The organism is Acidobacteriota bacterium (assembly GCA_003696075.1).
Lineage (GTDB): Bacteria > Acidobacteriota > Polarisedimenticolia > J045 > J045 > J045.
In genome coordinates, this window is record RFHH01000081.1 from 1 (window position 1) to 25,205 (window position 25,205).

15 protein-coding genes and 1 pseudogene are annotated in these 25,205 nt (G+C 73.2%); 7 read left to right on the forward strand and 9 right to left on the reverse strand.

What is annotated here, in order from left to right; all coding sequences use genetic code 11:
* From D6718_05475 to D6718_05495, 5 genes are all read right to left on the reverse strand, one after another.
* Positions 1-2,513: efflux RND transporter permease subunit (locus D6718_05475; GenBank protein RMG46489.1), on the reverse strand; the 2,513-nt coding region annotated here is incomplete at its 3' end.
* On the reverse strand, positions 2,510-5,614 hold the full coding sequence (locus D6718_05480) for an efflux RND transporter permease subunit (protein RMG46490.1): 3,105 nt from the start codon (positions 5,612-5,614) through the stop codon (positions 2,510-2,512). The genes D6718_05475 and D6718_05480, both read right to left, overlap by 4 nt.
* Positions 5,580-6,692, reverse strand: a complete 1,113-nt coding sequence (locus D6718_05485; GenBank protein RMG46491.1) for an efflux RND transporter periplasmic adaptor subunit — start codon at positions 6,690-6,692, stop codon at positions 5,580-5,582. Before D6718_05485 ends, D6718_05480 begins: the two co-directional genes overlap by 35 nt.
* Positions 6,650-10,048, reverse strand: a complete 3,399-nt coding sequence (locus tag D6718_05490) for a hypothetical protein (GenBank protein ID RMG46492.1) — start codon at positions 10,046-10,048, stop codon at positions 6,650-6,652. The genes D6718_05485 and D6718_05490 overlap by 43 nt, the downstream gene beginning before the upstream one ends.
* On the reverse strand, positions 10,045-10,986 hold the full coding sequence (locus D6718_05495) for an ATP-binding cassette domain-containing protein (protein ID RMG46493.1): 942 nt from the start codon (positions 10,984-10,986) through the stop codon (positions 10,045-10,047). The genes D6718_05490 and D6718_05495 overlap by 4 nt, the downstream gene beginning before the upstream one ends.
* A gap of 374 nt (positions 10,987-11,360) precedes the next feature.
* On the opposite strand from D6718_05495, the pseudogene D6718_05500 reads away from it, so the two are divergent.
* Positions 11,361-11,474, forward strand: a pseudogene (locus D6718_05500) (ABC transporter permease).
* A gap of 307 nt (positions 11,475-11,781) precedes the next feature.
* On the opposite strand, the gene D6718_05505 reads toward D6718_05500, so the two are convergent.
* Entirely contained in the window at positions 11,782-15,072 is a 3,291-nt protein-coding gene (locus D6718_05505; protein RMG46494.1) for a hypothetical protein, read from the reverse strand.
* A gap of 188 nt (positions 15,073-15,260) precedes the next feature.
* On the opposite strand from D6718_05505, the gene D6718_05510 reads away from it, so the two are divergent.
* The 4 genes from D6718_05510 to D6718_05525 all read left to right on the forward strand — a co-directional run bounded on the left by D6718_05510 (position 15,261) and on the right by D6718_05525 (position 20,092).
* A complete protein-coding gene (locus D6718_05510; protein RMG46503.1) occupies positions 15,261-16,631 on the forward strand; it encodes a M20/M25/M40 family metallo-hydrolase in 1,371 nt (456 codons plus the stop codon).
* The gene (locus tag D6718_05515; GenBank protein ID RMG46495.1) at positions 16,628-17,083 is read left to right on the forward strand and encodes a hypothetical protein; all 456 of its coding nucleotides are present in this window, start codon (positions 16,628-16,630) and stop codon (positions 17,081-17,083) included. The genes D6718_05510 and D6718_05515 overlap by 4 nt, the downstream gene beginning before the upstream one ends.
* A gap of 196 nt (positions 17,084-17,279) precedes the next feature.
* Positions 17,280-19,370, forward strand: coding sequence for an elongation factor G (locus D6718_05520; GenBank protein RMG46496.1), 2,091 nt, complete (start codon positions 17,280-17,282; stop codon positions 19,368-19,370).
* On the forward strand, positions 19,367-20,092 hold the full coding sequence (locus D6718_05525; GenBank protein ID RMG46497.1) for a hypothetical protein: 726 nt from the start codon (positions 19,367-19,369) through the stop codon (positions 20,090-20,092). Before D6718_05520 ends, D6718_05525 begins: the two co-directional genes overlap by 4 nt.
* A gap of 16 nt (positions 20,093-20,108) precedes the next feature.
* Here D6718_05525 and D6718_05530 read toward each other — a convergent pair whose 3' ends face one another.
* Positions 20,109-20,573: a hypothetical protein gene (locus D6718_05530; protein ID RMG46498.1), complete on the reverse strand. Its 465-nt coding sequence runs from the start codon at positions 20,571-20,573 to the stop codon at positions 20,109-20,111.
* A gap of 227 nt (positions 20,574-20,800) precedes the next feature.
* Here D6718_05530 and D6718_05535 point away from each other — a divergent pair, with 227 nt between their 5' ends.
* The gene (locus D6718_05535) at positions 20,801-21,847 is read left to right on the forward strand and encodes a class I fructose-bisphosphate aldolase (protein RMG46499.1); all 1,047 of its coding nucleotides are present in this window, start codon (positions 20,801-20,803) and stop codon (positions 21,845-21,847) included.
* Positions 21,848-21,878: 31 nt separating this feature from the next.
* Here D6718_05535 and D6718_05540 read toward each other — a convergent pair whose 3' ends face one another.
* Both D6718_05540 and D6718_05545 read right to left on the reverse strand, forming a co-directional pair.
* Positions 21,879-23,162, reverse strand: a complete 1,284-nt coding sequence (locus tag D6718_05540) for a tetratricopeptide repeat protein (protein ID RMG46500.1) — start codon at positions 23,160-23,162, stop codon at positions 21,879-21,881.
* A gap of 66 nt (positions 23,163-23,228) precedes the next feature.
* Entirely contained in the window at positions 23,229-24,182 is a 954-nt protein-coding gene (locus D6718_05545; GenBank protein ID RMG46501.1) for a malate dehydrogenase, read from the reverse strand.
* A gap of 138 nt (positions 24,183-24,320) precedes the next feature.
* Here D6718_05545 and D6718_05550 point away from each other — a divergent pair.
* On the forward strand, positions 24,321-25,205 hold an 885-nt coding region (locus D6718_05550), incomplete at its 3' end, for a hypothetical protein (protein ID RMG46502.1).

Consider the following 25,205-nt stretch of genomic DNA (forward strand, 5'->3'; position numbering starts at 1 on the left):
AGTGCGGCCCGCTCGGGGCCGGTCCGGGGGGCTTGCGGGGAAAGGCGGTAGCGGACGGCGATCTCCAGCCGACCGTTGTGATGCTGGATGGCGGTCGGGGAGCCGGCCCGGCGCAGGCGGGCGAGGGTGCCGAGCCGCCGCACACCCGCCGGGGTGACCACCGGCAGTCTCGTGACCGCCTCCCGATCCACCCGGCCCGGCCTCCGGAAGACCACGGGAATCTCCCGCCCCGCCCGTTCCTGATAGCCCACCTGCAGTTCGAACCCTTCCCGGCGCAACAGCGCGAGGACCGGCAGCACCTCACCGGCCGTCAGCCCGAGCGAGGCGAGGGCGCGCTGCTCCGGTTCGACCCACACCTCCTCGCGCCCGGGACGGGCGCGCGGCCAGGCGGACGCCACCTCGGGCAGCTCCTCCAACGCCGCCTCGATCTGCCGGGCCAGCTCGGCCAACCGGTCCGCATCGGGCCCGGAGATCACGACCTCCGGCGCCGCTTGGCCGAGAAGTTCCTGGAGGCCCTCGTCCTCCTCTCCCCCGCCCCCGCCGGATCCGACGGAACGGATCTCCACACCCGTCATCTCCCGCGCAGCGCGTTGCAACCGCTCCCGGACCAGCGCCGCGTCGGTGCCCGGAGGCCGGCGCTCCTCCGGCTCGAGCCGGATCGTCAGCGAAGCGTCCTCCTCGCGCACGAGCGACGTCACCCGCTCGACGCCGCCGATCGCGAGGGCCGCCTCCTCGAGCACCGCGACCCGTTCGGTGGCGCCGTCGAGAGACAGGCCGGGCGGAAGGTCCACCTGCAACCGCACCTCGTCGGCGCGGGCCGGTTCCGCTCCGCCCGCCGAAGCCCCGAGCCACACGGCCCCGACCAGGGCACTGGCGACCACGAGGAGTCCCGTGGCCGCGAGCCAGGCCCCCGGCCGGCGCAGGGCGACCGCCAGCAGGGCGGAGAAGACCTCGCGCGCTCTCGAGGGAACCGGAAGGCCCCCGTGAGCCCGGCGCCTTGCGCGCTCGGCGGCGAGGCGCGCCAGCGCGGCCGGAGCGGCGAGGTAGCGGGCGAGCAGCGGCACCAGACCGAGGGCGACCAGCAGCGAAGCGGCGAGCGGGATCAGGTACGCGAGGGCCAGCACTTCCAGCAGCCGCCGGACGAGACCGCTCTCGAAGACGGTGAAGGCCAGCGGCACGAACACCACCGCGTTCGTCGCGGTCGCGGCGAGGATCGCGCGGGCCGTGGTCCCGACCCCGCGCACCGCGGCCTCGTCCGGCCCGTCGCCCCGTTCGAGCCGCCGCTGGACCGCCTCGTACACGACGATGCTGTTGTCCACCAGCATCCCGATGCCGACGGCGAGGCCGAAGAGCGTGATCAGGTTGACGCTCTGACCGGAAAGGTAGAGAAGCGCGACGCCGATCAGCAGGCTCGCCGGCACGGAGACCGCCACCACCGCCACCGGCCGCAGCTGCCGGAGGAAGAGGAGCAACACCGCGAGCGCGATCGCGAAACCGCCGGCCGCCAGCTTCTCGAGCCGGCGCAACTGCTCTTCGACGGTTCGCGCGCCGTCGAACGCGATCGTGAAACGCAGGCCGGAGGCGGCGAACTCGCGCTCGAGTTCGTGCAACCTCTCCCGCAAGGCGCGGCCCACCCGCACGAGGTTCGCTTCCGCCTGTTTGAAGAGCACGAGCGTGACCGCCGGCCGGCCGTCCACCCGCGCGCGCTCCTCCTCCTCCCCTGCGGTGAGCGCGACGTCCGCCACGTGCCGGAGCTGCACGTTGCGCCCCGGAACGAGAGTCAGGCGCGCCAGGGAGACCTCGCCCTCCGGCCGGCCGTCCACGAGCACCGCGGCGCGGCCCGCACCGGAGGCGGCGGTCCCGGCGAAGCGGGGCCGGGCCAGGGCCGCGGTCACCCGCTCCGCGACCGACGCAGCGTCGATCCCGAGAGCCGCGATCCGTTGCGGGTCGATCGCGATCCGCAGCTCCCGCGGCGCGCCGCCGAAGAGCATCGCCGCCGACACGCCCGGAACCGAGGCCAGCCGGGGCCGGATCTCCTCCTCGGCCAGGTCGCGCAACGCGAAACGGTCGCCGGCGCCGGTGATCTGAACCACCATCACGAAGCGGCTGACGATCTCGGTGTCGAACGACTGGACCTCGATCCGGGTCCCGCGGGGTTGCGTGCGCTCCAGATCGGCCGCGATCCGCCGGAGATCGAGGTCGCGCACGTGGAGATCCGTTCCCGGCTCGAAGCGGATCCGGAGCCGGCCGCTGTCGCCCGTGACCGTCCCCCACGTCTCGGCGACGCCGGGGAGAGTCTCCACACGGGCCTCGAGGGCGCGCAGGAGTTCGCGCTCGACCACCTCCGGCTCGCTCCCCGGCCGGGTGAAAGCGACCGAGAGCCGATCGCCCTCGATGTCGGGGAACAGCTCCACCGGAATGATGCGCCACGCGATCGCGCCGAGAAGGACGAGGGCGGCGAAGATCATCGCCGTCGCCACGGGGCGCCGGACGGGGAACTCGGCCGGTGTCACGGCGCTCTTTCCCGCCGGCGGATGCGGTCGAGCACGTCGTACAGGCAGGGCACGACGAACAGCGACCCCGCCGTCGAGGCCAGGATCCCCCCGATGACCGTCAGCGCCAGCGGACGGCGCAGCTCGGCCTCCTCCCCGGGAACGAGCGCGAGCGGCACGAGCGCCAGCACGGTCGTCGCGGTCGTCATCAGGATGGGACGGAGCCGCAGCGCCGCGGCGCGGGAGAGGGCATCCCTCCTGTCCGCCCCGGCCGCCCGGAGGCGCCGGGCCGCGTCGACGAGCAGGATCGCGTCGTTCACCGCGACCCCGGCGAGGACGATCAGGCCGAGGCCGGCCATCACGCCGATCGGCTCGCCGACGGGAAGGAGCACGGCGGCGACGCCGGCCAGCGCGAGCGGGACCGCTGCGAGCACGGTGATCGGATGGAGCAGCGATTCGAACGACCCGGCCAGGACCATGAAGACGAGGATCAGCGCCAGAGCCCCCGCGGCCGCCAACTGCTCGAAGGTGCGCCGGCGTTCCGTTTCTTCCCCCGCGAGGCGCGCGCGGACACCCAGGGGAAGCTCCACCGAGCCCAGCGCGCGGCGCGCCGCCTCCGCCGCCGCCGGATAACGCACGCCGCGCGCGAGTCGGGCGGTGACCTCCGCCACGCGCCGCTGGTCCCGCCGGAAGATCTCGCGCGCGCCCTCGCGGAGCTGGAGGCGGGCGATCTGGCCCAGCGCGACGCGCGTGCCCGCCTCCCCGCGCACCGGTAGCGCCGCGAGGCGCTCGGCGCCGACCCGCGGCAACCGCAGCACGATCTCCCGGTCCTCGTCGCCGGTCGTCAGCGTCGTCGCCGGAAGGCCGTCGAGCGATGCGCGGAGGGCCCGCACCACACCGTCCACGTCGATGCCGAGCCCGTCGGAGAGCGGCCGGTCGAGCCGGACGACGAGTTCGGGCGGCCCTCCCTCGAACGAGCTGCGGACGTTCCACAGCTCGGGGCGGCCAGCGAGTGCTTCACGCACCGCCGAAGCCGCTTCCCGGAGGGTCTCGGGGGACCGGCCCGAAAGCTCCACACGGATCGGCGGGCCCGCAGTCCCGATCGCTCTCGCCAGCGCCGAGGCCCCCACCTCCCACGAGAAGGTCCATCCGGTCAACGCCGACGCGGCGGCGGAAGCCCGGGCCACCGTCTCGCTCGCCGTCGGTCCACCGGGCCCGAGGCGGACGAACACCCGGGCCGTGTTCTCTTCCGTCTGCTCCTCCCGAATCAGCCGGTCGTCCTCCGGCAGGCGTCCGACCTCGGCGAGGAGGTGGAGCTCGGCCGGGGACGCGGCGGCCCGGAGGAGTTCCTCGACGGCCGCGACCGCCCGCTCCGTGGCTCGCACGCGGGTTCCGGGCGGTCCGACCAGCCTCACGGCGAACTGCCGCGGGTCGGCCGGTGCCAGCAGCTCCGTTCCCAGAGAAGCGAGCGCCCACACACCGCCGGCGGCGACGAGCGCGGAGGCGAGCGTCACCGACCCCGAGCGGCGCAACAGCGCGGCAACCGCCCCGCGGACGCGGGACCGGCCGGGATCGATCACGGCCGGTGCGCGGCGCGGGAGGAGCCATACCGCCAGTGCAGGGATCAGCGCCAGCGCCGCCAGGAGCGAGGCGAGGAGCGCGGCCACGACGGTGAAGGCCAGGCCGGCCACGAGGCGCGAGGCGAGGCCCCTCATGAAAAGGACCGGAACGAAGACCACACAGGTCGTGAACGTGCTGGCGGCGATCGCCCCCGACACCTCCTCCGCTCCCTCCGCGGCCGCCGCCCGGGGCTCCCGTCCGGCGGTCAAGCGCCGGAAGATCGCCTCCACCACGACGATCGCGTTGTCCACCAGCATGCCGGCGCCGAGCGCGAGACCCGCGAGCGTGACGATGTTCAGCGTGCGCCCCGCGACGTGCATCGCCAGCACCGCGGCGAGGAGAGACACCGGCACCGCGGCGGCGACCACCACCGTCGGTCCGGCCGAGCGGAGGAAGAGCACCAGGACCCCGACCGCGAGCAGGATGCCGGCGATCGCCGCCCACTCGAGATCTCCGATCGCGCCTTCCACCAGGCTCGCCTCGTCGGTGACGACGTCGAAGGCGACGCCCGGCATACCGTCCCGGAGGTGCGCCAGCGCCCGGCGGACCGTCCGCGACACCGCGACCGTGTTGGCGCCGGCCTCTTTGTAGACCGCAACGGAAACGCCCTCGGAACCGTTCACGCGGACGAGGTGGCGGATCTCCGCATCCGCCTCCACGACTTCGCCCACGTCGGCGACGCGGACGGGAACGATCCGCCCCCCCTCCCGCCGGTGAGCGATCACGGCGCGCCGCACGTCCTCGACGGAACGGAACCGGGAAACGCCGCGCACCACGTAGACCCGCCCGCCTTCCTCGAGGGTCCCGGCGTTCACGTCGCGGTTCGCGGCGGCGAGCTGCGCGGCGACCGTCCCGATGTCGAGGCCGTAGCCGTCGAGGCGGGCCCGGTCCAGGCGAACCTGGATCTCCCTCACCCTCCCGCCGAGCACGCGGGCCTCCGCCACGCCGGCCAGTCGCTCGAGGGCGGGGGCGAGCTGGCGGCGGGCGAGCCTGCGGAGCTCGGCGAGGTCGGGGCGTCCCGAGGGGGCGAGCAGTCCGATGGTGAGAACCGGAGCCTGCCGGGGATCGAACCGCCGCACGACGAGCTCGTCGACCTCCGGGTCCGCCGCGAGGGGGCTCAGGGCCCGTTGGACCTCGATCAGCGCGGCGTCCATGTCGACGTCCCAATCGAACGTGACGGTCGCCACCAGGCGCCCCGTCCTGGCGACCTGGCTGACGTCGCGCAGCCCGCGGACGGCGAACAGGCGCTGCTCGATCCGCTCGCCGTAGAGCCGCTCCATCTCCAGGGGCGGTCGATCGCCCGACCGCACCGAAACCACCACGGTCGGACTCCGGATATCGGGGAGGAGGTCCACCGGAAGACGCCGCCAGGCCTGCACGCCGAGAAGCGCCACGCCGACGGCGCAGACCACGACGGCAACCGGTCGCCGCGTCGCCAGTCTGGGGAGCCCCGCCATGCGCGCGACCTCAGCCCCCCGAAACGCGGACGAGGGATCCGTCACTCAGGGTCTCGACGCCCGCGACGACGATCTTCTCCCCCGGCGCGACCCCTTCCCTGATCTCGACCACCTCGTCCCCCCCGAGGCCGAGGCGGACGGGACGCTGGACGACCCGCTGCCCCTTGAGCACGAACACCACCTTGCGGCCCGAACGCTCGACGACGGCGGCGCGCGGCACGACGGGGACGCCTTCGTGGCGCTCGAGCACGATGGTGGCCTCGACGAACATCCCCGGTTTCAGGAGGCGCTCGTCGTTGCGAACGGAGATCTCGACGCGCAAGGTCCGCGTCACCGGATCCAGGGACGGCGCGATCCGCACGACGCGCCCTTCGAATTGCCGGTCCGGAAACGCGACCGTTCGGATGCGCGCGGGCATCCCGCGGCGCACCCGCGCGGCGTCGGTCCCCACGAGATCGACGTCGGCCACCAGCGAGTCGTCCGGAGCGATCTCGGCGAAGACGTAGCCCGCGGAGACCCTCTGGCCGTCGGCGTAGGGATGGCCCTGTTCGTCGCGGCAAAGTGTCAGGATCACGCCGGAGATCGGCGTCCGCAGCACGGCCCGGTCGACGGTCAGCCGGCTTCGCTTCCACTCGGCTTCCGCATCCTGGAACGCCGCCTCCGCCTGCTTCAGCTCCAGGTCCGAGATCAGCCCGGCTTCGTGCAGCCGGCGCTTCGATTCGAGGTCCGCCCGCGCCGTCTCGAGGCGCTCGCGGGTCGCCTCCAGCCGCGCCGCCACGTCGACGTCCTCCCCGGTGATCGAGCCGATCACCTGCCCCGCCTCGACACGGTCTCCCTCGGCCAGGCGCCGGCCGGATGCGTCGCGGCCGACCTCGATCCGCCCCGCCGTCTCCGCCCGCAGCACGACCTTCTGCGGCGGCCGGAGTGTCCCGGTTCCGACGACCGTGGCCTCCACGTCCCCGGTCTTCACCGGATCGACCTTCACCGGAACCCGGAACTCCACCGGCTCGACGCGGGTCGCGCGGCAGCCGGCTCCCGCGAGGACGGCGAGGGCGAGGCCGGCCACCGCTCGCCGGCGCATCAGCGCGTCCCCGCCGCGGTTTCTGCCGAGGCGGGCACCCACCGGATGGCGTCCGCCACCAGCACGCCGGAACCCTCGGCCAGCGACAGCTCCACCACCGCCTCGCCGGCCGCGAGCTCGAACTCCCCGACATCACTCCACCCCGCGGGTGCCGCCGCAGGGTCGAACGGCGCCTCTTCCCGGCGCCCGCCGGCCTCGACGCGGAAAGACCACCGGCGGCCTTCCACCAGGGGAAAGCCTTTCACCGACCCGGGGAGGTGCACCTGGAGCGTCCACCGTCCGGCCTGGGGGAGGCGGGCGGTGAACCGGGCCTTGTACTCGGGCGAGCGGGCCGCCACGACCGCCTCCGTGTGCCGGTAGCGCCCCCACGCGGCGGGATCGGCGCGGCGCGACCACACCGCGGCCCGGAACCCGTCCGCCACGGGGAGTCCGGCGTCACGCTCCACGTCGTCGCGCCCGCGCGGTCGGAGGCGCAACCATCCGCGCCGCTCCGGCTCGACCGTGCCGAAGCCCTCGTCGAGATCGTCGACGACGATCCCCCCTTCGGCGGGCGGGTGCCAGGGCACGGTGCGCGCACCGGTGAACGGCTCGGCCCGGACCGCTTCCCCGCGCTCCGGCCGCGCGACGGCGACCGCGAAGGGGCCGCGGTTCCGCGACAGGTACGGCTCCACGCGGATCTCCTTCGGCGGCTCGGAGGTCACCACGCCGATCTCGACCGCGGAGCGCCCTTCGACCCGCACCGGATCGGTGGCCTGCCGCTCTGCCTTCTCCCCGGCAACGTAGGACAGCCGGACGAGTCCCGGCGCGGAACCGTCGTTGCGGAGGCGGACGATCAGCTGGTAGCGGGGGTTCCCCTCGGCATCGTCCTCGAGGCGCACCAGTCGGGACTCTTCGGCGGCGAACGCCGGGAGTTCGGTCTCGTCGAGCCACGTGGCCAGGATGGGCTCGAGGTCGCGCCCGGCGCTCCGCGCGGCGCGGATCAGGTCGTCGCGCTCCACCGCGCCCCCTTCGTGCGCGGAGCGCAGCGCCGCGAGGGTCGCCGCCAGGGCCTCGCGGCCGAGCTCGTCCCGCAGCGAGCGGGAGAGAGCGCCGCCCTTGAGCGTCAGCACGTCGATCGTCCGGGCCGGATCCTCCCACGGGTCGAGCCGGGACAGCGCCACCCCGAGGACGGTCTCCCAGATCTCGGGGCGCTCCGTGACCACCTCGACGAGGACATCGCCGATCGGCCGCGAGCGGCCCGTCATGAACCAGCGCTGCACCGTCTTGCCGATGAGCCGGTTCAGGCCGGCGTCGTAGAGATGGACGGAGAAGAAACCGCGGCGGTCGAACAGCAGCTCGCTCGTGAGGACCTCCAGCGTGTAGTCGAGAGCGACCGCGTCCTCTCCCCGGGGCGAAACGAGATAGGGCAGGAAGTTGCGCGCGCCGCCGGTGAAGAGGTTGCCGCCGCTGAAATCGTTGTCGAAGAACGCCTGCAGCCGGGAGAGGATCGCAGCCGGCATGCCGCCCTCGACCTCGCTGTAGTCGCTGCGCCTCGACTCGGAGAACGGAACGTCCCACCGGGCCGTCGGCAGACCCGATTCCCGGAGCAGCAGCATGCCCGGAGGCGCGAGCACGGTGTCCATCCGCCATCCCCCGCCGAACCCGCGCAGCCGATTGGGAACCTCGACCAGCGTGAAGCCGTCGTAGGGGTACGGCAGTCCCTCCTCGGAGGCCTGGCGCAGCCTCTCCTCGGCGAACCGCCGGATCTCCGGGAGCCCCGCCGCCAGGGGCTCGAGCCGTGATCGATGACGCGACGCCACCAGCAGCCGGCAGCGCACCCCGGCGATCTCCGCCTCCAGCGCCTCGAAGGGGGCCGCCACCAGGGCGACCTCCGGCACGGGCCCGCCGGGCGCGAAGCGGAGCGCTCGGCGACCGGGACCGGCGGCGGCCGCTTCCCGGGGCGCACCCGGACCGGCGACGTGCCACGACTCCGGGACCTCCACCGTCAGGTCGAGTTCGAACGGATCGCGGGGCCGGCGGCGGGGATCGCCGCGGTCCGAAAACGGCCCCGGCATCGGCAGCCATGCGATTCCCGGCATCAGCGCGACGAAACGGCGGTCGAAGATCGCCGGCTCGTAGCCGAGCAGGAACACCGCCCCGTTCCACGTCGTCCGCTCGAGCGGGTGGGCCGCCGCCGAGAGATACGCGAAGTCGAGGTCCGGTCGCCCGGCCAGCTCGACGCGGATCGTGCGTTCCTGGCCGGCGGCGAGCGGTCCGCCCAGCCGGATTCGGAGCAGGCCGGAGGCGAAGGTGTACGGCAGCGGACCCCCTTCGCCCTCGACCCGCTCGACGGCCAGGCCGGGATTCGCCGTGAGCAGAACCTCTTCGAGCATCTCCCCGGGCGGCGCGGCGAACGTCAACTCGAGCGCTTCTTCCACGCGGCGCCCCGGCGCGATGACGACCTTCCCCGACACGCGCCGCAGATCGGCCGCCGGCAACTCTTCGAGCTTGGCGTGCTCGGCGCGCCAACGTTCGATCCGCGCCGGCACCGCCGCCCGCTCGTGGCGCAACATGCCGAGCCCCCCCGCGGCGGCGGCGAGGAGGACCAACCCGGCCGCCGCGCGGCGGCCGCGGTGCCCGTGGTCGCGACGCGGGTGGAGCGCGGCGCCCAGGAGGAGAGCACCGATGCCGGCCGCGGCGACCGCCGCGCGCTGGAACCAGCCGGCGGCGGGCGCGATCTCCGGCATCAGGTCGGACGGGAAGGACATCGCGTAGCCGCCGGTGAGGTCGAACAGCGGCTGGTCGTACATCGGCAGCGCGAGGAGCGCCATCGTCGAGCCGACGACGAGGGCGATCGTGACCAGCGCCGCCAGCAGCCGCGCGCGGAGCGCGATCGCGGCCAGAAACGTCGCCCCCACCATGAAGACCGTCGCCGGCACCGCCATGAACAGGGCGAAACCGAACAGCGACACGGGCTCGATCGGCTCGCGGATGAGCCAGCCGACAACCAGCAGCATGCCGGCGAGGAGGAGGACGGGCACCATCGAAACGCCGAGCAGGCCGAGTCCGCGGCCGGCGAGAAGGGCCACGTTGCCCACGGGCCGGGCGTCGAGAACCTCCGCGATCCGGTCGCGCCGGTCGCGCGCCCGGACGTCGAAGGCGAGGAAGATCACCCCGAGCAGCATGACGAGGAGCAGATTCGAGCCGTAGCTCCCGATGAAGAAGCGGGGGTTGATCATGGCCGCGGTGGCCGACCAGGAGGACAGGTTCCGGTGAAGGCCGAGCCCGTGGTAGAGGTACATCGCCAGCGGGAGCAGCACGGACAGCGCGAGGAAGATCCAGTAGCGCACCAGGCGTCGGCAAAGGCGCGCCTCCGCCCGAGCCAGGGCCAGCACCGCGTCCAGCGTCTCTCCTCTCACCGCTCCTCCTCCCCTCCGACCTCGTCGAGGGTCCGGCCTCGAGCCAGCATGAAGGCGAGGTAAGCCTCCTCCAGCGTCGGCGCGTCGACGGGGCGCGCCCCCTCCGGAAGAGCACCGGACGCCACGCCGCGGATGGTGACCCGGCCCCCGCTCGACGTTCGCGACACCTCCTCGGCTCCGGCCCCGAGCTGGACCGGGCGGCCGGCCGGCACGGTCACCTCGAAGACCTTCCCGCGGGCGCGAGCGACGAGATCCTCGGGAGAGCCCTCGAACGCGATCTTTCCGTGATCGAGCAGCGCGATGCGCCGGCAACCGGAACCGAGGTCCGCCACGATGTGCGTGGAGAGGAGAATCACGCGGTCGCGCGCCAGCTTGGCCATGAGCTCCCGGAAGCGCAGCCGCTCTTCCGGATCGAGCCCCACCGTGGGCTCGTCGACGACCAGCACCGGCGGCTCGTGCAGGAGCGCCTGCGCGACCCCGAGACGCCGCACCATCCCGCCCGACAGGCTCTTGACCTTGTCGTTCGCCTTGGCCGCCAGACCCACGAGGTCGAGCGTCCGCTCGATCCGCTCGGCGCGCTGCCTGCGGTCGCGAAGACCGGAGAGCCGGCCGAGGGTGTCGAGCACCTCGCGCACGCGCGCCAGACGCCAGGCGCCGAATTCCTGGGGCAGGTATCCGATCAGCCGGCGCACCTCCCGCGGTTCGCCGACGACGTCGTGGTTCGCGACTCGCACTTCCCCCCGCGTCGGGCGCAGGAGCGTGCACACGATCCTCATCAGCGTGCTCTTGCCGGCCCCGTTCGGCCCCAGCAGGCCGAACAGCCCGGCCCCGATCGAGAGGCTGACGTCGTCCAGGGCGACGGTGCCCCCCGGGTAGGTGTGCGAGACCTCGTCGATCTCCACGCGGACGTCGGCAGCCGCCGGCCCGGCAGTGGACATGGGACCCCTCCTCGCCCGCTGCGGATCGGTACGCGGGCCGTCACGAAGCTTACACAACGGTCCGGAGCGCGCTGCCGGCCGCGGCCCGGACCGGCCGCCCTTTCCGTGGCGAGCGGTCGCCGAGGTGGCGCGACCGGGGCGCAAGGCCCGGGCTGCCGGGGTCTGTGGCCGATGGGCGCGCCGGGGATTACACTCCGCCGCCCTCGCCCCGCCCTAGGCGCGGCACGATCTTTTCTCCCCGAAAGGACGAGCCATGCTGCCTGACCCGCTCCATCCCGCCGTGGTGCACTTCCCGCTCGCTCTGAGCGTCCTCTTGCCGCTGGCCGCCGCGGCCGCCCTGCTCGCGATCCGGCTCGGGGCGCCGGGGCGCCGCACGTGGGCGGCCGTTCTCGCCCTGTCCGCCCTCCTCTCGGCGAGCGCCTGGTTCGCCACGGAGACGGGCGAGGACCAGGAGGGGATCGTGGAGACCGTCGTGGCGCGCGATCTGATCCACGAGCACGAAGAGGCCGGCGAGCGCCTGTTCCAGGCGTCGCTGGCCGTTCTGCTCGTCGTGGCCTTCGGGATGGCGCCCGCGCGGTTCGCGCGGGGGGCGCGAATCGCCGGCCTCGTCGCCGCCGCGGCGCTGGTCGCCTTCGCCGTCCGGGCCGGGCATACCGGGGGCGAGCTGGTCTACCGGCACGGTGCCGCACGCGCGTACGTCGCCAACGCGCAGCGCTCGATGCCCGAGTCCCGGTCAGCGGACGGCCTCGCCACGCCGGTCACGGGCGGTCGAGCGGCTCCGGCCGCCTCCCCAGGTCAATAGAACCAGAGCGTCCCCGCGAAGATCTCCTCCGCCCGCAACCCCTTCCCGGCGCTGGCTCGCACCGCCGCCGCGCGCGCGGCGAGAACCGCCTCGAGCCGCGAAAGGCGCGCCGCCGGCCAGTGCCGGAGGCCGACGGCCGCCAGCCGCCCCTCGGCGAGGAGCGTCGCGGGAAGATCGGGCCGGAGCGGGCCCGCGGCGAGCGACCAGACCGCCAGGATCTTCCCGCTCATCCGCTCGTCGCGTGCCAGCGACCGCAGGCGGCGTCCCAGGAGCCCCGGGGGCTCGCCGCTGACGAGCAGGACCAGCGACGGGACCGATGCCGCGTCCTCGGGCAGGGCCTCGACGAGGCGGTCCGCCGGCCAGTTCGCGGCGATCCGCTCCCTCCAGCCCTCGGCGAGACCGGGAAAGGCCCCACGCGGGGCCAGGAGGAGCGCGTCCCCGTTCACGGCCGGCGCTCCGCCCCACCGGCCCGGCGACCGCGCCACGTCGACGCCGACCACGGCCGCCGGTCCGCTCGTCCGGTCTCTCCACGAGGCGAAGCCCAGGGCGACGCGCTCGGCCTCCTCCTCGCCCGGGACGGCCGGAGCGGGCGCGACCGCCCACGGTGGCAGACCGCGCCCGGCCCCCTCCAGGACCATCACCGCCCTCGGTCGCCCCGCCATCTCCGGAAGCGGAGCCAGGCCGGGGACGCCCTTCTCCGGCGCCGGCACCGCTTCCGGTCCCATGACGAGCCGCTGGAGGAGCGGCCGCGGAACCGGGGCGGTGAAAGCGCGGCCGTCGGAGAGCCGGAAGGAGACCGTCACCGGGGCCCGCTCGGGATCCGCCGCTTCGCCGGGAGACTCGAGGGAGAGGGTGACGAGATCGGCGGGCTGGAGGGTGGCTCGGGTCGGTCCCGCGTGGCTGCCGGGCCGCAGGCGCAGGAAGGGAAGGAGCCGGGCCCGGCCCGCCCTCCGCGCCACCACGCGGGATCCGTCGCGGGCCAGGCGATAGGCGAGCTGGCGGCCCTCCTCGGTGCGCTCGAAACGCACCGCACGCCCGTCCGGGCCGAGTTCGACCAGGCGGGAGCGCGCCTCCGGCCCGTCGGGATCGGTGACGACCTGGAGCCAGACGGTTCCGGAGGTCTCTTCCTCCAGCCGCTGGAACCAACCCGAAGCCGTCTCCCGGTACCGGCGCTTGAAGCTGCCCCCGGCCGCCGCGTGCTCCGGCGCCTGCCCGAGTCCGTGGTCGGGCAGGACCGCGTCCGGAAGCCCCTCCGGATCGCGGCGCCATTCCTCGCGCGGCGCCTCCGGCCGGGGCGCGGGGCCCGCCCCGACGGCCTCGGGGGCAGCCAGCGCCGCCACCCCGGACGACCCCCACCGGAGCGAGCGGCGAGCCGCTCCGGCGAGCGCCCGGCCCATCCCCAGGTCGAGCCCCCCGATGGCCACGTCGAACACCCGCAGCTCGGGACCCTCCGTCTTCCGCCGCTCCTCGAGGCGGCGGCGACCGGCCTCCGGCAGCGACCGCAAGGCGAGCGCGTGCAATCGCAGGCGCTCGGCGCGGCGCGCCAGCCGCAGGAGATCCGCGGTGGAGGCCCGACGCGGGTCGATCGCCTCCATTTCTCTCGCCAGGGCCGCCTGTTGCGGGTGGTTCCGGTCGAGCGCGGCGAGCGCCCGCGCGAAGCGGCGCCTCGGGCTCAGACGTTCCCCTTCCCGCGGGGCCAGCCGGGCGAGCGCGTCGACCACGGGAGATCGATCGAAGACGTCGACCGGTCCCTCCCGCCCCGCCGGCGGGATGGCGTGCACGGCGACGACCTGGGGGAAGCTCCGCGGCGTGGGAACCGACGGCAACGGGACGGCGAGCAGCGCGTCGAGTTCGGGGAGCAGCGCTCCCTGCCGGTCGAGTTGGCGCAGCCAGGTGAACAGCGCCAGCCACCGGACCGCCTGGTCGAGTCCGGCGAGTTCGGGAAATTCCTCGGCGAGGGCGTCGTACTGGGCGTTGATCTGCTCCACGAGGCCGCGGGTCCAAGCGGGCACATCCTCTCCCGCTCCCCCGCCGGCGCGTTCCGACGCCGCCGTCATCCGGGCCCGGGCCAACGCCATGAGATCTCCGCGGGCCGACAGGGCCATCTCCACATCGTCCGGATAGAACCAGAGCCGGGTCTGCTGTCCGCCGGCCGCCTCGGGCCCGGCGAGGCGCGCGAAACGCTCGACGTGGGTCGCGAAATCGGGCACGCGCGCCCTGAGGCGCTCGCGGACGTCCCCGCCACGGAGCGGATCCAGCCCGACGCTGAACGTCTTGAAGCGCACGTCGCACAGCAGGCTCACGAGCCCCAGCCGCGTGTCGCGCAGCCGGCCTCCGTAGTTGACGGTCATCCGCTCCGCGCGGTCCCCGCGGTCGAGGCTCATGTACGGCTCCGCCGCCCCGCCGTGGAACACCGCCCGGTAGGCGACCGCCACGTCGGCCAGGGTCACCGGATGCCCGAGCAGAGCGGGCGGCCGCTTCGGCCGGCTGCCGAACAACCGGAGCGTCCCGTCCGGCTCCACTCGCCCACCCTCGAGCTGCCATCCGCTGTCCAGGAACCGCTGGATCCGATCGAGGTCCAGCGGAGGGCGCCGCCCGTCCGGCGCCGTTTCGCTGATCTCGGTGCGGAAGGGCCGGACGCCGACGTGGAAGCGCGTGCGGGCGGGTTCGTGCGTGTAGGCGTAGACCTCCACGGCGAGCGGGCGGTCGCCCCCGAGTCTCCGCCGCTCCGCGGCGGCGACGAGACGGAGAACCGGCCAGGCATCCTCCCACGCCGCCCGCGCCGCCGCCTCGCTGCCCACCGGGGGCTCCCCGGCGATCGGCTCGCTCTCCCGGAAGGGGAGAAAGGCGCGGAGCCGGCCGGCGCCGTCGCTTTCGACCAGGAATCGGCGCGACCGCAACAGCTCGGCCCAAGCCGGCTGGGGCTCGCCCGGGCTCCACAGCGCTCCGACCTCGACCCAGGGGAGCTGCGGAGGCTCCACCAGCGCGTCCACCACGTCGGAGAGCACGAAGGCGTACGGCTCGAGGAGCGGGTCCAACAGGGCGTGGGCGGCTCGGTCTTCCGGCCGCTCCGACCCGGCGGGGCGCGGGCGGCCGCCGAGGCGATCGAGCAGCTCCCCGACCGTCTCGCCCGAATGGCTGATCCGGTCCAGGTCGACGAAGGGCCGGTAGTCGATCTCGAGCCACTCGGGTTCGGGCTCGGACGGCAGGCCGAGCACCGCGGCGCCGGCGAGCAGGCTCGCCGCCCCGATCGTCCACCTCCACCAGCCACGCCGGGATCGCACCACGTCTCCTCCTTTCCGCGCCCGGGCCGCCGCGCGCCGGGTTCGTTTACCGCCACCGGCCCCGCGGCGCCAGCCGGACGGCGGCGGCGGCGGTATGATCGTCCCTTCGCCCCGAGCCGGACCGGGCCGGGCGTAGCGGAGGTGAAGCTGTGTTCGATCGCGAGCGGAACCGGGAGTTCACGGGCCGGCTGTGGCGCGAGTCGGTGCTCCCGGCGTTGTCGGAGTTCGTTTCGATCCCCGCGCAGTCGCCGGCGTTCGACCCCGAGTGGAAGGCGAACGGCCACATCGACCGCGCCGTCGAGCACGTGGCGGCCTGGATCCGGTCCCAGGGGCTCGAGGGGCTCGAGCTGGAGGTGCTCCGGATGGAGGGGCGCACCCCCCTCCTGTTCTTCGCGGTGAACGGGGGCTTGGACGAAACCGTTCTCTTCTACGGCCACCTCGACAAGCAGCCTCCGGTCACCGGATGGGAGCCCGGACTCGGGCCGTGGACCCCCGTGGTGCGCGACGGGAAGCTCTACGGGCGCGGAGCCGCCGACGACGGGTACGCGGTCTTTCTCGCGATCGCCGCGATCCGCGCGGTGCAGGAGCAAGGGGTCCGGCACGCCCGGTGTGTCGGCGTGATCGAGTGCTGCGAGGAGTCGGGAAGCCAGGATCTCCCGCCCTACCTCGACCGGCTTCGCGACCGCATCGGCACCCCGTCGTTGATCGTCTGCCCCGATTCCGGATGCGGGAACTACGATCAGCTCTGGGTGACCAGCTCTCTCCGGGGCATGGCCGGGGGCGATCTCACGGTCCGGGTGCTCCGTGAGGGGGTCCACTCCGGCGAGGCGAGCGGCATCGTGCCTTCGAGCTTCCGCATCCTCCGGGCACTGCTGTCGCGTCTGGAGGACGAGGCGACCGGGAGAATCCTGCCGGAGGATTTTCAGGTCGAAATCCCAGCGGAGCGGCTGGAGCAGACCCGCCGGACGGCCGAAGTCCTCGGAAAGGCGGTCTACGAGGACCTGCCGTGGGAGGAGGGCGTCCAGCCCGTCACCGAGGACGTCACCGAGCTGCTGCTGAACCGCACGTGGCGCCCGCAGCTGGCCGTAGTCGGCGCCGCCGGGTTGCCGCCCCTCGAAGAAGCCGGCAACGTCCTGCGGCCCGAGACGACCGTCCGGGTCTCCCTCAGGCTTCCCCCGACGCTCGATCCCGACGGCGCGCTGGCGGCTCTCCGCCGCCTGCTCGAAACCGATCCCCCCTACGGGGCGAAGGTGAGCCTCCGCAATCCGTCGGCGGCCCCGGGCTGGAACGCCCCGGCCTTCGAGCCGTGGCTGGCCCGGAGTCTCGAGGAGGCCTCCCAGACCTACTACGGCAAGCCCGCCTGCTTCATCGGCGAGGGCGGGTCGATCCCGTTGATGGGGCTGCTGCAGGAGAAGTTCCCCCGCGCGCAGTTCCTCGTCACCGGGGTCCTCGGGCCGAAGGCGAACGCCCACGGGCCCAACGAGTTCCTCCACCTCGATTTCGCCGAACGGCTCACCGCCTGCGTGGCCCAGGTGCTGGCCGACCAGGGGGCCCGATGAAGGGGCTCGCCGCCGCCGCGTCGCTCCTCCTGCTCGCCGGCCCCGGGCTCCTCGCCTGCCGGGCGGCGGCGGGACCCGCCCGCGCCTGCCGGGTGGTCATCGAAGGCGTGGTCGAGCGGGGCCCGACCTACCGGCTCCAGCCGCTGGCCTCCCTGGACGCCGCCGCCGGCGTCCCGAGGGGCGCCCGCGTCCGGCTGGAGCGGCCCGGGGCTCCGCCGATCGAGGTCGCGGTGGGGCCGGACGGCCGGTTCCGCCTCGGCCCCGTGGAGATGACTCCGGGCGGGGGCGACCGGCTCCTGTTCTCCGCGGAGGGCTGCCGGGGCCTGTGCCTGAGCGATCCGCTCTCGGCCGCCTCGGCGCGACCCGAGGAGGGCGAGGGCGTGGTGACGCTCCGCTGGCGCGTCGTGCTGCCGCCGCTCGGCGGCGCGGCGGAGCGGACCTCGCCGGCCTGAGCGGCTTCCGGAGCGGCGGGCCGGCTGGACAGCGAGATCGTTCGGCCCTAGAGTGGACGGTCACCGGCGCCGCGCCCTGGCGGCGCCGGGCGGCGAGTCGACGGTCCATCCGCCGCGGTCTCCCCGGCGGACATCCAGCGACACCGGCCGAAACGGAACACGGGCGGCCCCGCGCGGCCGCGAGGACGACGGCACCATGACCCACACGATCGACAGGATCCGGAACATCGGGATCTCCGCGCACATCGACTCGGGCAAGACCACCCTGACCGAGCGGATCCTGTACTACACGAAACGGATCCACGCGATCCACGACGTCAAGGGAAAGGACGGCGTGGGCGCGACGATGGATCACATGGAGCTGGAGAAGGAGCGGGGAATCACCATCACCTCCGCTTCCACCTACGTGCACTGGAAGGGGCACGAGATCAACATCATCGACACGCCGGGCCACGTCGACTTCACCATCGAGGTCGAGCGGGCGCTCCGCGTGCTCGACGGCGCGGTGCTCGTCCTCTGCGCGGTCGCGGGCGTCCAGTCGCAGTCGATCACCGTGGACCGGCAGATGCGGCGCTACTCGGTGCCGCGCCTCGCCTTCGTCAACAAGTGCGACCGTTCGGGGGCCAACCCGCTGCGCGTGACCTCGCAGCTGCAGGACAAGCTGGGCCACCGCCCGGCGCTGCTCCAGCTTCCGCTCGGGCTGGAGGCGGACTTCGAGGGCGTGATCGACCTGATCGAGATGAAGGCGATCCGGTTCGAGGGCGCGAACGGGGAGCGGGTCGTCACGGAGCCGATCCCCGAACAGCGTCTCGCCGAGGCGGAGGAGCACCGCGCGGCGCTGCTCGATCTCCTCTCCATGTATTCGGACGAGCTGATGGAGGCGGCCCTCGAGGACCGGGCGACCCCGGAGCAGATCCACGCGGCGCTGCGCCGCGCCACGCTGTCGCTCGAGGTCACGCCCGTGCTGATGGGCTCGGCCTACAAGAACAAAGGAGTCCAGCCGCTGCTCGACGCGGTCACCCGCTACCTCCCCTCCCCGGCCGACGTTTCCGCGGAAGCGCACGACCTCGACCGCCCGGAGACGACGGTCACCCTGAAGGCCGACCCCGCGGCGCCGACCGTGGCCTACGCCTTCAAGCTCGAGGATGGCCGCTACGGCCAACTCACCTATGTCCGCATCTATCAGGGGACCCTCGCCAAGGGCCAGACCGTGGTCCAGTCGCGGACAGGACGGAAGATCAAGATCGGCCGGCTGGTCCGGCTCCATGCGGACAAGATGGAGGACATCGAGGCGGCCGGCGCCGGCGAGATCGTCGGGCTGTTCGGTATCGACTGCCACACGGGGGACACCTTCGTCGGAGAGGGCGCCGGAAACCTCGCGCTGACCGGGATGCACGTTCCCGATCCGGTCGTCTCGCTCAGCGTCACCCCCAAGGACAACGCCGCGGCAGGCCGGATGTCGAAGGCCCTCCAGCGGTTCTCGAAGGAAGACCCGACCTTCCGCGTCCATGTCGACCACGAGTCGGGCGAGACGATCATCTCGGGGATGGGCGAGCTGCACCTCGAGGTCTACGTGGAGCGGATGCGACGCGAGTACGGCGCCGAGGTGAGCACCGGCGCGCCGCAGGTGGCCTACCGCGAGGCGATCTCGCGCCGGGCGGACTTCGACTACCTGCACAAGAAGCAGACCGGCGGATCGGGCCAGTACGCGAGGGTGGCCGGGTACATCGAGCCGCTCGAAACCGGGGACTTCGAGTTCGTCAACGAGGTGCGGGGAGGCGCCATCCCCACCGAGTTCATCCCCGCGTGCGAGAAGGGCTTCAGGGATGCGCTGGCGAAGGGGTCCTTGATCGGCTTTCCCGTGGTCGGCGTCCGCGTGGTCCTCAACGACGGTGCGGCCCATTCCGTCGACTCTTCGGACATGGCCTTCCAGACAGCCGCCCGGGCCGCCTTCCGCGAGGTGTACCGCAAGGCCGCTCCCCGCATTCTCGAGCCGATCATGAAGGTCGCCGTGGAGGGCCCCGCCGAGTTCCAGGGCGCGATCTATCGCTCGCTGATGCAGCGGCGGGGCACCGTGCTCGGCTCGACCGAGGAGGGCGGGTTCGCCCGGATCGAGGCCGAGGTCCCGCTCGCCGAGATGTTCGGCTACGCCACCGACCTGCGCTCCGCGACCCAGGGCAAGGCGGAGTTCACGATGGAGTTCGCCCGGTATGCGCCCGTTCCCCGGGAGGTGTCGGAGGATCTCCTCGCACGCTTCCGGGGCGCCGCGGCGGAGGAGAAGCGATGACGGAGAGCATGCAGCGCCTCCGGCGCTCCACCCGGCTCCTGCTGGAGCGTCACATCCAGGGACCGCACCGGGGCCGCGTGGCGGCGGTTCTGGCGCGCGCCGGCGTGGGCAAGACCGCCTTTCTCACCGGCATCGGCCTCGACGCCCTCCTCGCCGGCCAGCGCGTCCTGCACGTCTCGCTGGAGGCGAACGTGGAGAAGGTGCGCGACTGGTACGACGAGCTGCTCGCGGAGCAGATGAGGAAAGACCGGAGCGGTTTCGACATGACGGCGATCCACCTCCAGATCGAGCGGCGGCGCCTCATCCACAGCTTCCTCGACCGCGACTTCACCGCCGAGCGGCTCGAGGCGACGCTCGAGATGCTGCGCGATCAGATGGACTTCGTTCCGGACGTGCTCGTGATCGATCGCCTGAAAGACGCTCAGGTCGATCCGGCGCTGTTCACCGCGCTGCGGCGCCTGGCGTCGGAGTCCGGCGCGGAGCTCTGGACGTCCGCGCGCGTCCACCGCGACGGGCCGGCACCGCGGCCCGGACATCTGCCGCCGCCAGCCGACCGGGTGGAGCCGCTGCTCGACATCGTTTTCAGCCTCGAGCCGGAGGGCTCGCGCGTCCGCCTGCACGTTCTGAAAGACCGGGGAGAGATCCTCGACCGGGATCTCGACATCCTGCTCGACCCGACGACCCTCCTCCTCACCGAGGAGGCCGGCCGCGCGGCCGGCTGACGGGCGGAGCTCCGGGTCAGTTCGGAAGCGGCGCCGGCGCCGCGCCGATCCCGAGCAGGCCCAGGACCTCTTCCTCGAAGCGATCGATCGCCCGCTTCCCGCCGAATCGGCGATAGAGCAGCTCGGCGAGGCGGTGCGCCTCGCGGCAGAAGCGCTGGACCTCGCCGTCGAGGTCGCGCCGGGCCGCCTCCGCGGGAAGATCCCGTTCGAGGAGGATGTCCCCCTCGTGGTCGACCCTGACCCGGCCGCCGCCGCGCACCCGCGGAAGGCCGCCGCGGGTGCGGGGGCCGAGCAGCAGGATCGCCGAGAGCCTCACCCCGCCCGCGGGGTCGGCGCTCGCCTGGACCAGGACGCTCCGATAGAGCCACAGATAGGCCGGGGGGGCCGACCGGTAGCGCATGACCGCGTCGCCCGCCCAACGGCGGGCCACGCGGCCGAGACGCTCCCCGACCGCAGGATCGCCTTCGATCGAGATCGACATCGTCGCCTCTCCGTTCGAACCGCTGGCCTCGCGACCCCGGCGCGGTCCGGCGGGTCCTTGCCGCCGGCGATGTCACGGCTCCGGCCGGCGTGCCCCTTCGCAGGTAGGGAACATGTACGGGCAAGCCGCCCGCGAGGCCACCCGGTTCGCCGGGACGCGCGGCGTTCGCGCCGCGCGGCGCCGGCGGCGGGGCCGCGGTAGACTGGGCCGCCGAGGAGGGTTGGAGCATGATCGAGAAAATCCGTGAGTGGCTCGGGGACGACGCTGCGCTGTTGGACCACGTCTGCCGGACGATTCCCCGGGACCAGATCCACGCCCCGGGACCCGATTTCGTCGATCGCGTCCTGGCGCCGAGCGACCGCCCGGTCCCGGTCCTCCGCAGTTTCCAGACCTTGCTCGACCACGGCCGGCTGGCCGGAACGGGCTACGTGTCGATCCTCCCGGTCGACCAGGGGATCGAGCACTCCGCCGGCGCCTCGTTCGCGCCCAATCCGATCTACTTCGACCCCGAGAACATCGTCCGCCTCGCCATCGAGGGCGGGTGCAACGCCGTCGCCTCCACGCTGGGGGTTCTCGGTGCGGTGGCCCGCCGGTACGCCCACAAGATCCCGTTCATCCTGAAGCTCAACCACAACGAGCTGTTGAGCTACCCCAACAGCCACGACCAGGTGATGTTCGCCCAGGTCGAGCAGGCGCACGAGCTGGGGGCGATCGGCGTGGGCGCCACCATCTACTGGGGATCGCTCCCCTCGCGCCGCCAGCTGCAGGAGGTGTCGGAAGCGTTCGCGCGGGCCCACGAGCTGGGAATGATCACGATCCTGTGGTGCTACCTGCGGAATCCGGAGTTCAAGAAGGACCGCGACTACCACACTGCGGCCGACCTCACCGGCCAGGCGAACCACCTCGGGGTGACGCTCGAGGCCGATATCGTCAAGCAGAAGCTCCCCGAAACGAACGGCGGCTACACGGCGCTTTCCTTCGGGAAGACCCATCCCCGCGTCTACGAGGAGCTCACGAGCGACCACCCGATCGACCTGTGCCGCTACCAGGTCGCGAACTGTTACATGGGCCGCGTCGGCCTCATTAACTCCGGAGGCCCGTCGGGAGCCGACGACCTGCGGCAGGCGGTGCGCACGGCAGTGATCAACAAGCGGGCCGGCGGGATGGGACTGATCTCCGGCCGGAAGGCCTTCCAGAAGCCGATGGCGGAAGGGATCGCGATCCTCCACGCCATCCAGGACGTCTACCTCTGCCCCGAGGTGACGCTCGCCTGAATGAAGCCGCGGCCGGAGGCGCCCGGGCGCGTCAGCGCAGCGCCTGGATGAGCCCCTTGACCTCCTCCGCCTGGGGATCGTCCGGGGCCAGCTCGACGAACTTCTCGAAGTGCTGGCGCGCCTCCGCCATCTCGCCCAGCCCCAGGAGGGCGTACCCGAGCTGGAGGTGCGCCTTGGCGTAGTCCGGCTTGAGCTCGAGCGCCTTCCGGAAGGCGGCGGCCGCACGGCGGCGCTCCGCCTCGCCCACGTTCCGGCCGTTCAGGATGGAGGCTCCCACGTTGTAGTACATGCGGTGGGCGTTCTCCGGGTCCTTCTCCGCCACCTGCGCGTAGAGCCTCTCCGCCTCCTCGAAACGGCCCTGGGTGGCCCGCAGCTCGGCCAGCGAAATGAGCGCTTCCGGGTCGTCCGGCGCCAGCTCCGCCCATTGCTCGACCGCTTTCTCGGCGTCTTCCGTCCGTCCGACCTCCCGGTAGGCGCTCACCAACAGCTTGATCACGGACACGTCACCGGGGGAGATCTCCCGCTCCTTCTCGAGCAGCGGCACCGCCTGATCGAGCTTGCCGTCGTCGACGAGCCACTCGGCCATCTGGAGGCGCACGCCGGCGCGCTGCGGATCCTGTGCGAGCACTTTGTTCGCCTCGCGCAACGCGGTCCCCCGGTCACCGGCCCGGGCGAGCACCTGGGCCCGCCGCCACCTCAGGTCCACGTTCTCCGGATCGGCCTCGAGGGCCTCCCCCAGGGCGGCCGCGGCGGCGGCGTAGTCGCGCAACGCGAGCGCCTCGTCGGCGCGCTCGAGCGGGGTCCGAGGCCGCCGCGCCGCGCGCCGCGCCGGCTCGGCCTCGGCGGGCTTCGGTTTCGGCGCGCCCAGAACCTCGGCGGCCTGATCGCGCGGAACGAGCGTCAGCCAGACCGAGGCGTTGCCGACATGGAACCGGACCGGCGGCAGCGCGTCCTGGTTGTCCGGAGTGAGCACCCCTTCGTCGTCCTGCCAGATCTCCCGGGAACCCCGCCGCGTCCGGATGTGGAACTTCCAGATGAAGTACCTGTCGTCGCCGATCCGCAGCGTGTAGCCGTCGGGAACGAACTCCACGCGGGGAAAACGGGCGATTCCCTTGCGAGTCTTCAGCTCGAGCGGAGCCGCCGCCGAACCGGACTCCTGGAGGAGCACCGGCACGCCGTCGATCGGGTTCCCCTCCCGGTCCATCACCGCGACGTTGATCCCGGTCCACCGCTCGTTGAGCGACACTTCCGCGGCGGCGGGAAGGGCAGCGAGCAGGGCGGCGATCGACAGCACTGCGGTGAAACGGGCGTTCATCGGCTCCTCCAGAGAAGGCGCAGATTCGGCGAAAACATTCTACAGCGCCGGAAAGGAGGCGGCCCGTCAGCCGAGCGCGTCGACCTCCGCGCACGTCTTCCGGACGGCCGCGATCGACCGGTCGAGCGCCTCCTTCTCGGCCGGGGTGAGCGGAATCTCCACCACCCGCTCGACACCGTCGCGCCCCAGGATCGCGGGGACACCGACGAAGAGGCCGTCGACGCCGAACTCGCCCTCCAGTCTGGCGCTGACAGGCAGCAGCTTCTTCTTGTCGAAGATCACCGCCTCCGCCATCTCCAGGGCCGACCAGGCGGGGCTCACGAAAGCCGATCCCGTTCCGAGAAGCTTGACCACCTCGCCGCCGGCCTTGCGCGTCCGCGCCTCGATCTCGTCCAAGCGCGCCGGATCGACGAACTGCTCCACCGGCAAGCCGGCGATCCGGCACGCCGAGCGGATCGGCACCATCTCGTCCCCGTGTCCTCCGAGGACGAGGGCCTGGACGTTCTCCACGGACACCCCCGCCTCCTTGGCCACGAAGTAGCGGTAGCGCGCGGAGTCGAGCACGCCCGCCATGCCCATCAGTCGGGAGCGCGGCGGGCCGAGCTTCTGGTTCAGCCGGTACACGATGGCATCGAGCGGGTTGGCGATCGAGATGACGATCGCCTCGGGGCAGTATTCCGCGATCCCGGCGGCCACCTGGTCGGTGATCTTCAGGTTGGTCTGCAGGAGCTCTTCGCGGCTGGGGAGCGTTCCGTCCGGCCTCGGCTTGCGGGGAACTCCGGCGGTGTTGATGACGAGCTGCGCGCCGCGGAGCACCTCGTATCCCTTGCCCGCCTCGTAGTCCATATCGAAGCCGAGCACGGGACTCCCCTCGGCGATGTCGAGGCACTTTCCCTTCGCCAGGTCGGGCGGCATGATGTCCACCAGCGCCAGCGTGCGCGCCAGCCGCCGACGCGGGATCTCCTGGCACAGGACGCCGCCGATCATGCCGCCACCGATGACGCCGATCTTCTCGAGCATCGCTCACCTCCGGGAGCCGCGCGCGCGCGTCACGCGGCGAGAGCTGGAGCGCGCCGGCCGCGGACCTGGGGGGCGCGCGGTGGAACGCTCAGAATGCGCCCGCCGCGCGGCCGCCGCAAGCCGGGGAGGCGCCGCCGCGTGAGCGCTCCGACGAGCCGGCCGGGCGGCGGGATCTCGTCCGCCTGGCTCGCCGCCTACCGGCCGATGGCCGCCGCCGCCGCCGCCGCCGTTCGGTGCTCGGCCGCCTGGGCTCGGTTCAGGGGAGACCGGGCCGCGGAGGAAGCGGCGGCTCAGCGTCTCGCGGAGCCCGGGGCGCTCGAACGGCTTCCCCGAGGTGCCGTGTGGCTGCACGCCGCCTCGGTCGGAGAGGCCGGGCTCCTCCCGCCCTTGCTCGCCGCGCTGCGGGGCGCGGGTTGGAACGGTCCATTTCTCATCACGACGCAAACGCTGACCGGCCGCGACCGCGCCGCGTCGACCGGCGTTCCGGCCGTCCTCGCCCCGCTCGACGCGCCGGGGCCGCTCGGGCGCTTCATCGAAACGCTCAGGCCGGCGCTTCACGTGATCGTCGAAACGGAGATCTGGCCGCTGCGCCTGCTCGCGCTCGAACGCGCCGGTGTGCCTTGCGCTCTCGTCTCCGCGCGGCTCTCGGCGCGGCGTTTTCCCCGCTACCGGCGGCTCGGCGGCCTGATGCGCACCGCCCTCCGCCGGCTCGCGCTCATCTCGCCGGCGAGCGAGGAAGACCGCGCCCGTCTCCTCGCCCTCGGCGCACCGGTTCACCGGATGGCCGCCACCGGAAACCTGAAGTGGGACGCCGCCGCCCAGCCGGTCCCGGCCGCGGAGGCGGCGAGGCTCGCCCGCGAACTCGATCTCGCCTCCGGCCGGCGCTGGATCGTTCTCGGCTCGGTGCATCCCGGCGAGGCCGGTCCACTGGCGCGGGCCGTCCTGGGCGGCCCGGCGGGGGACTCGGTCGGCTTCCTCGTCGCCCCTCGCCATCCCGAACGGTTCGCCGCCGTGGCCCGGGAG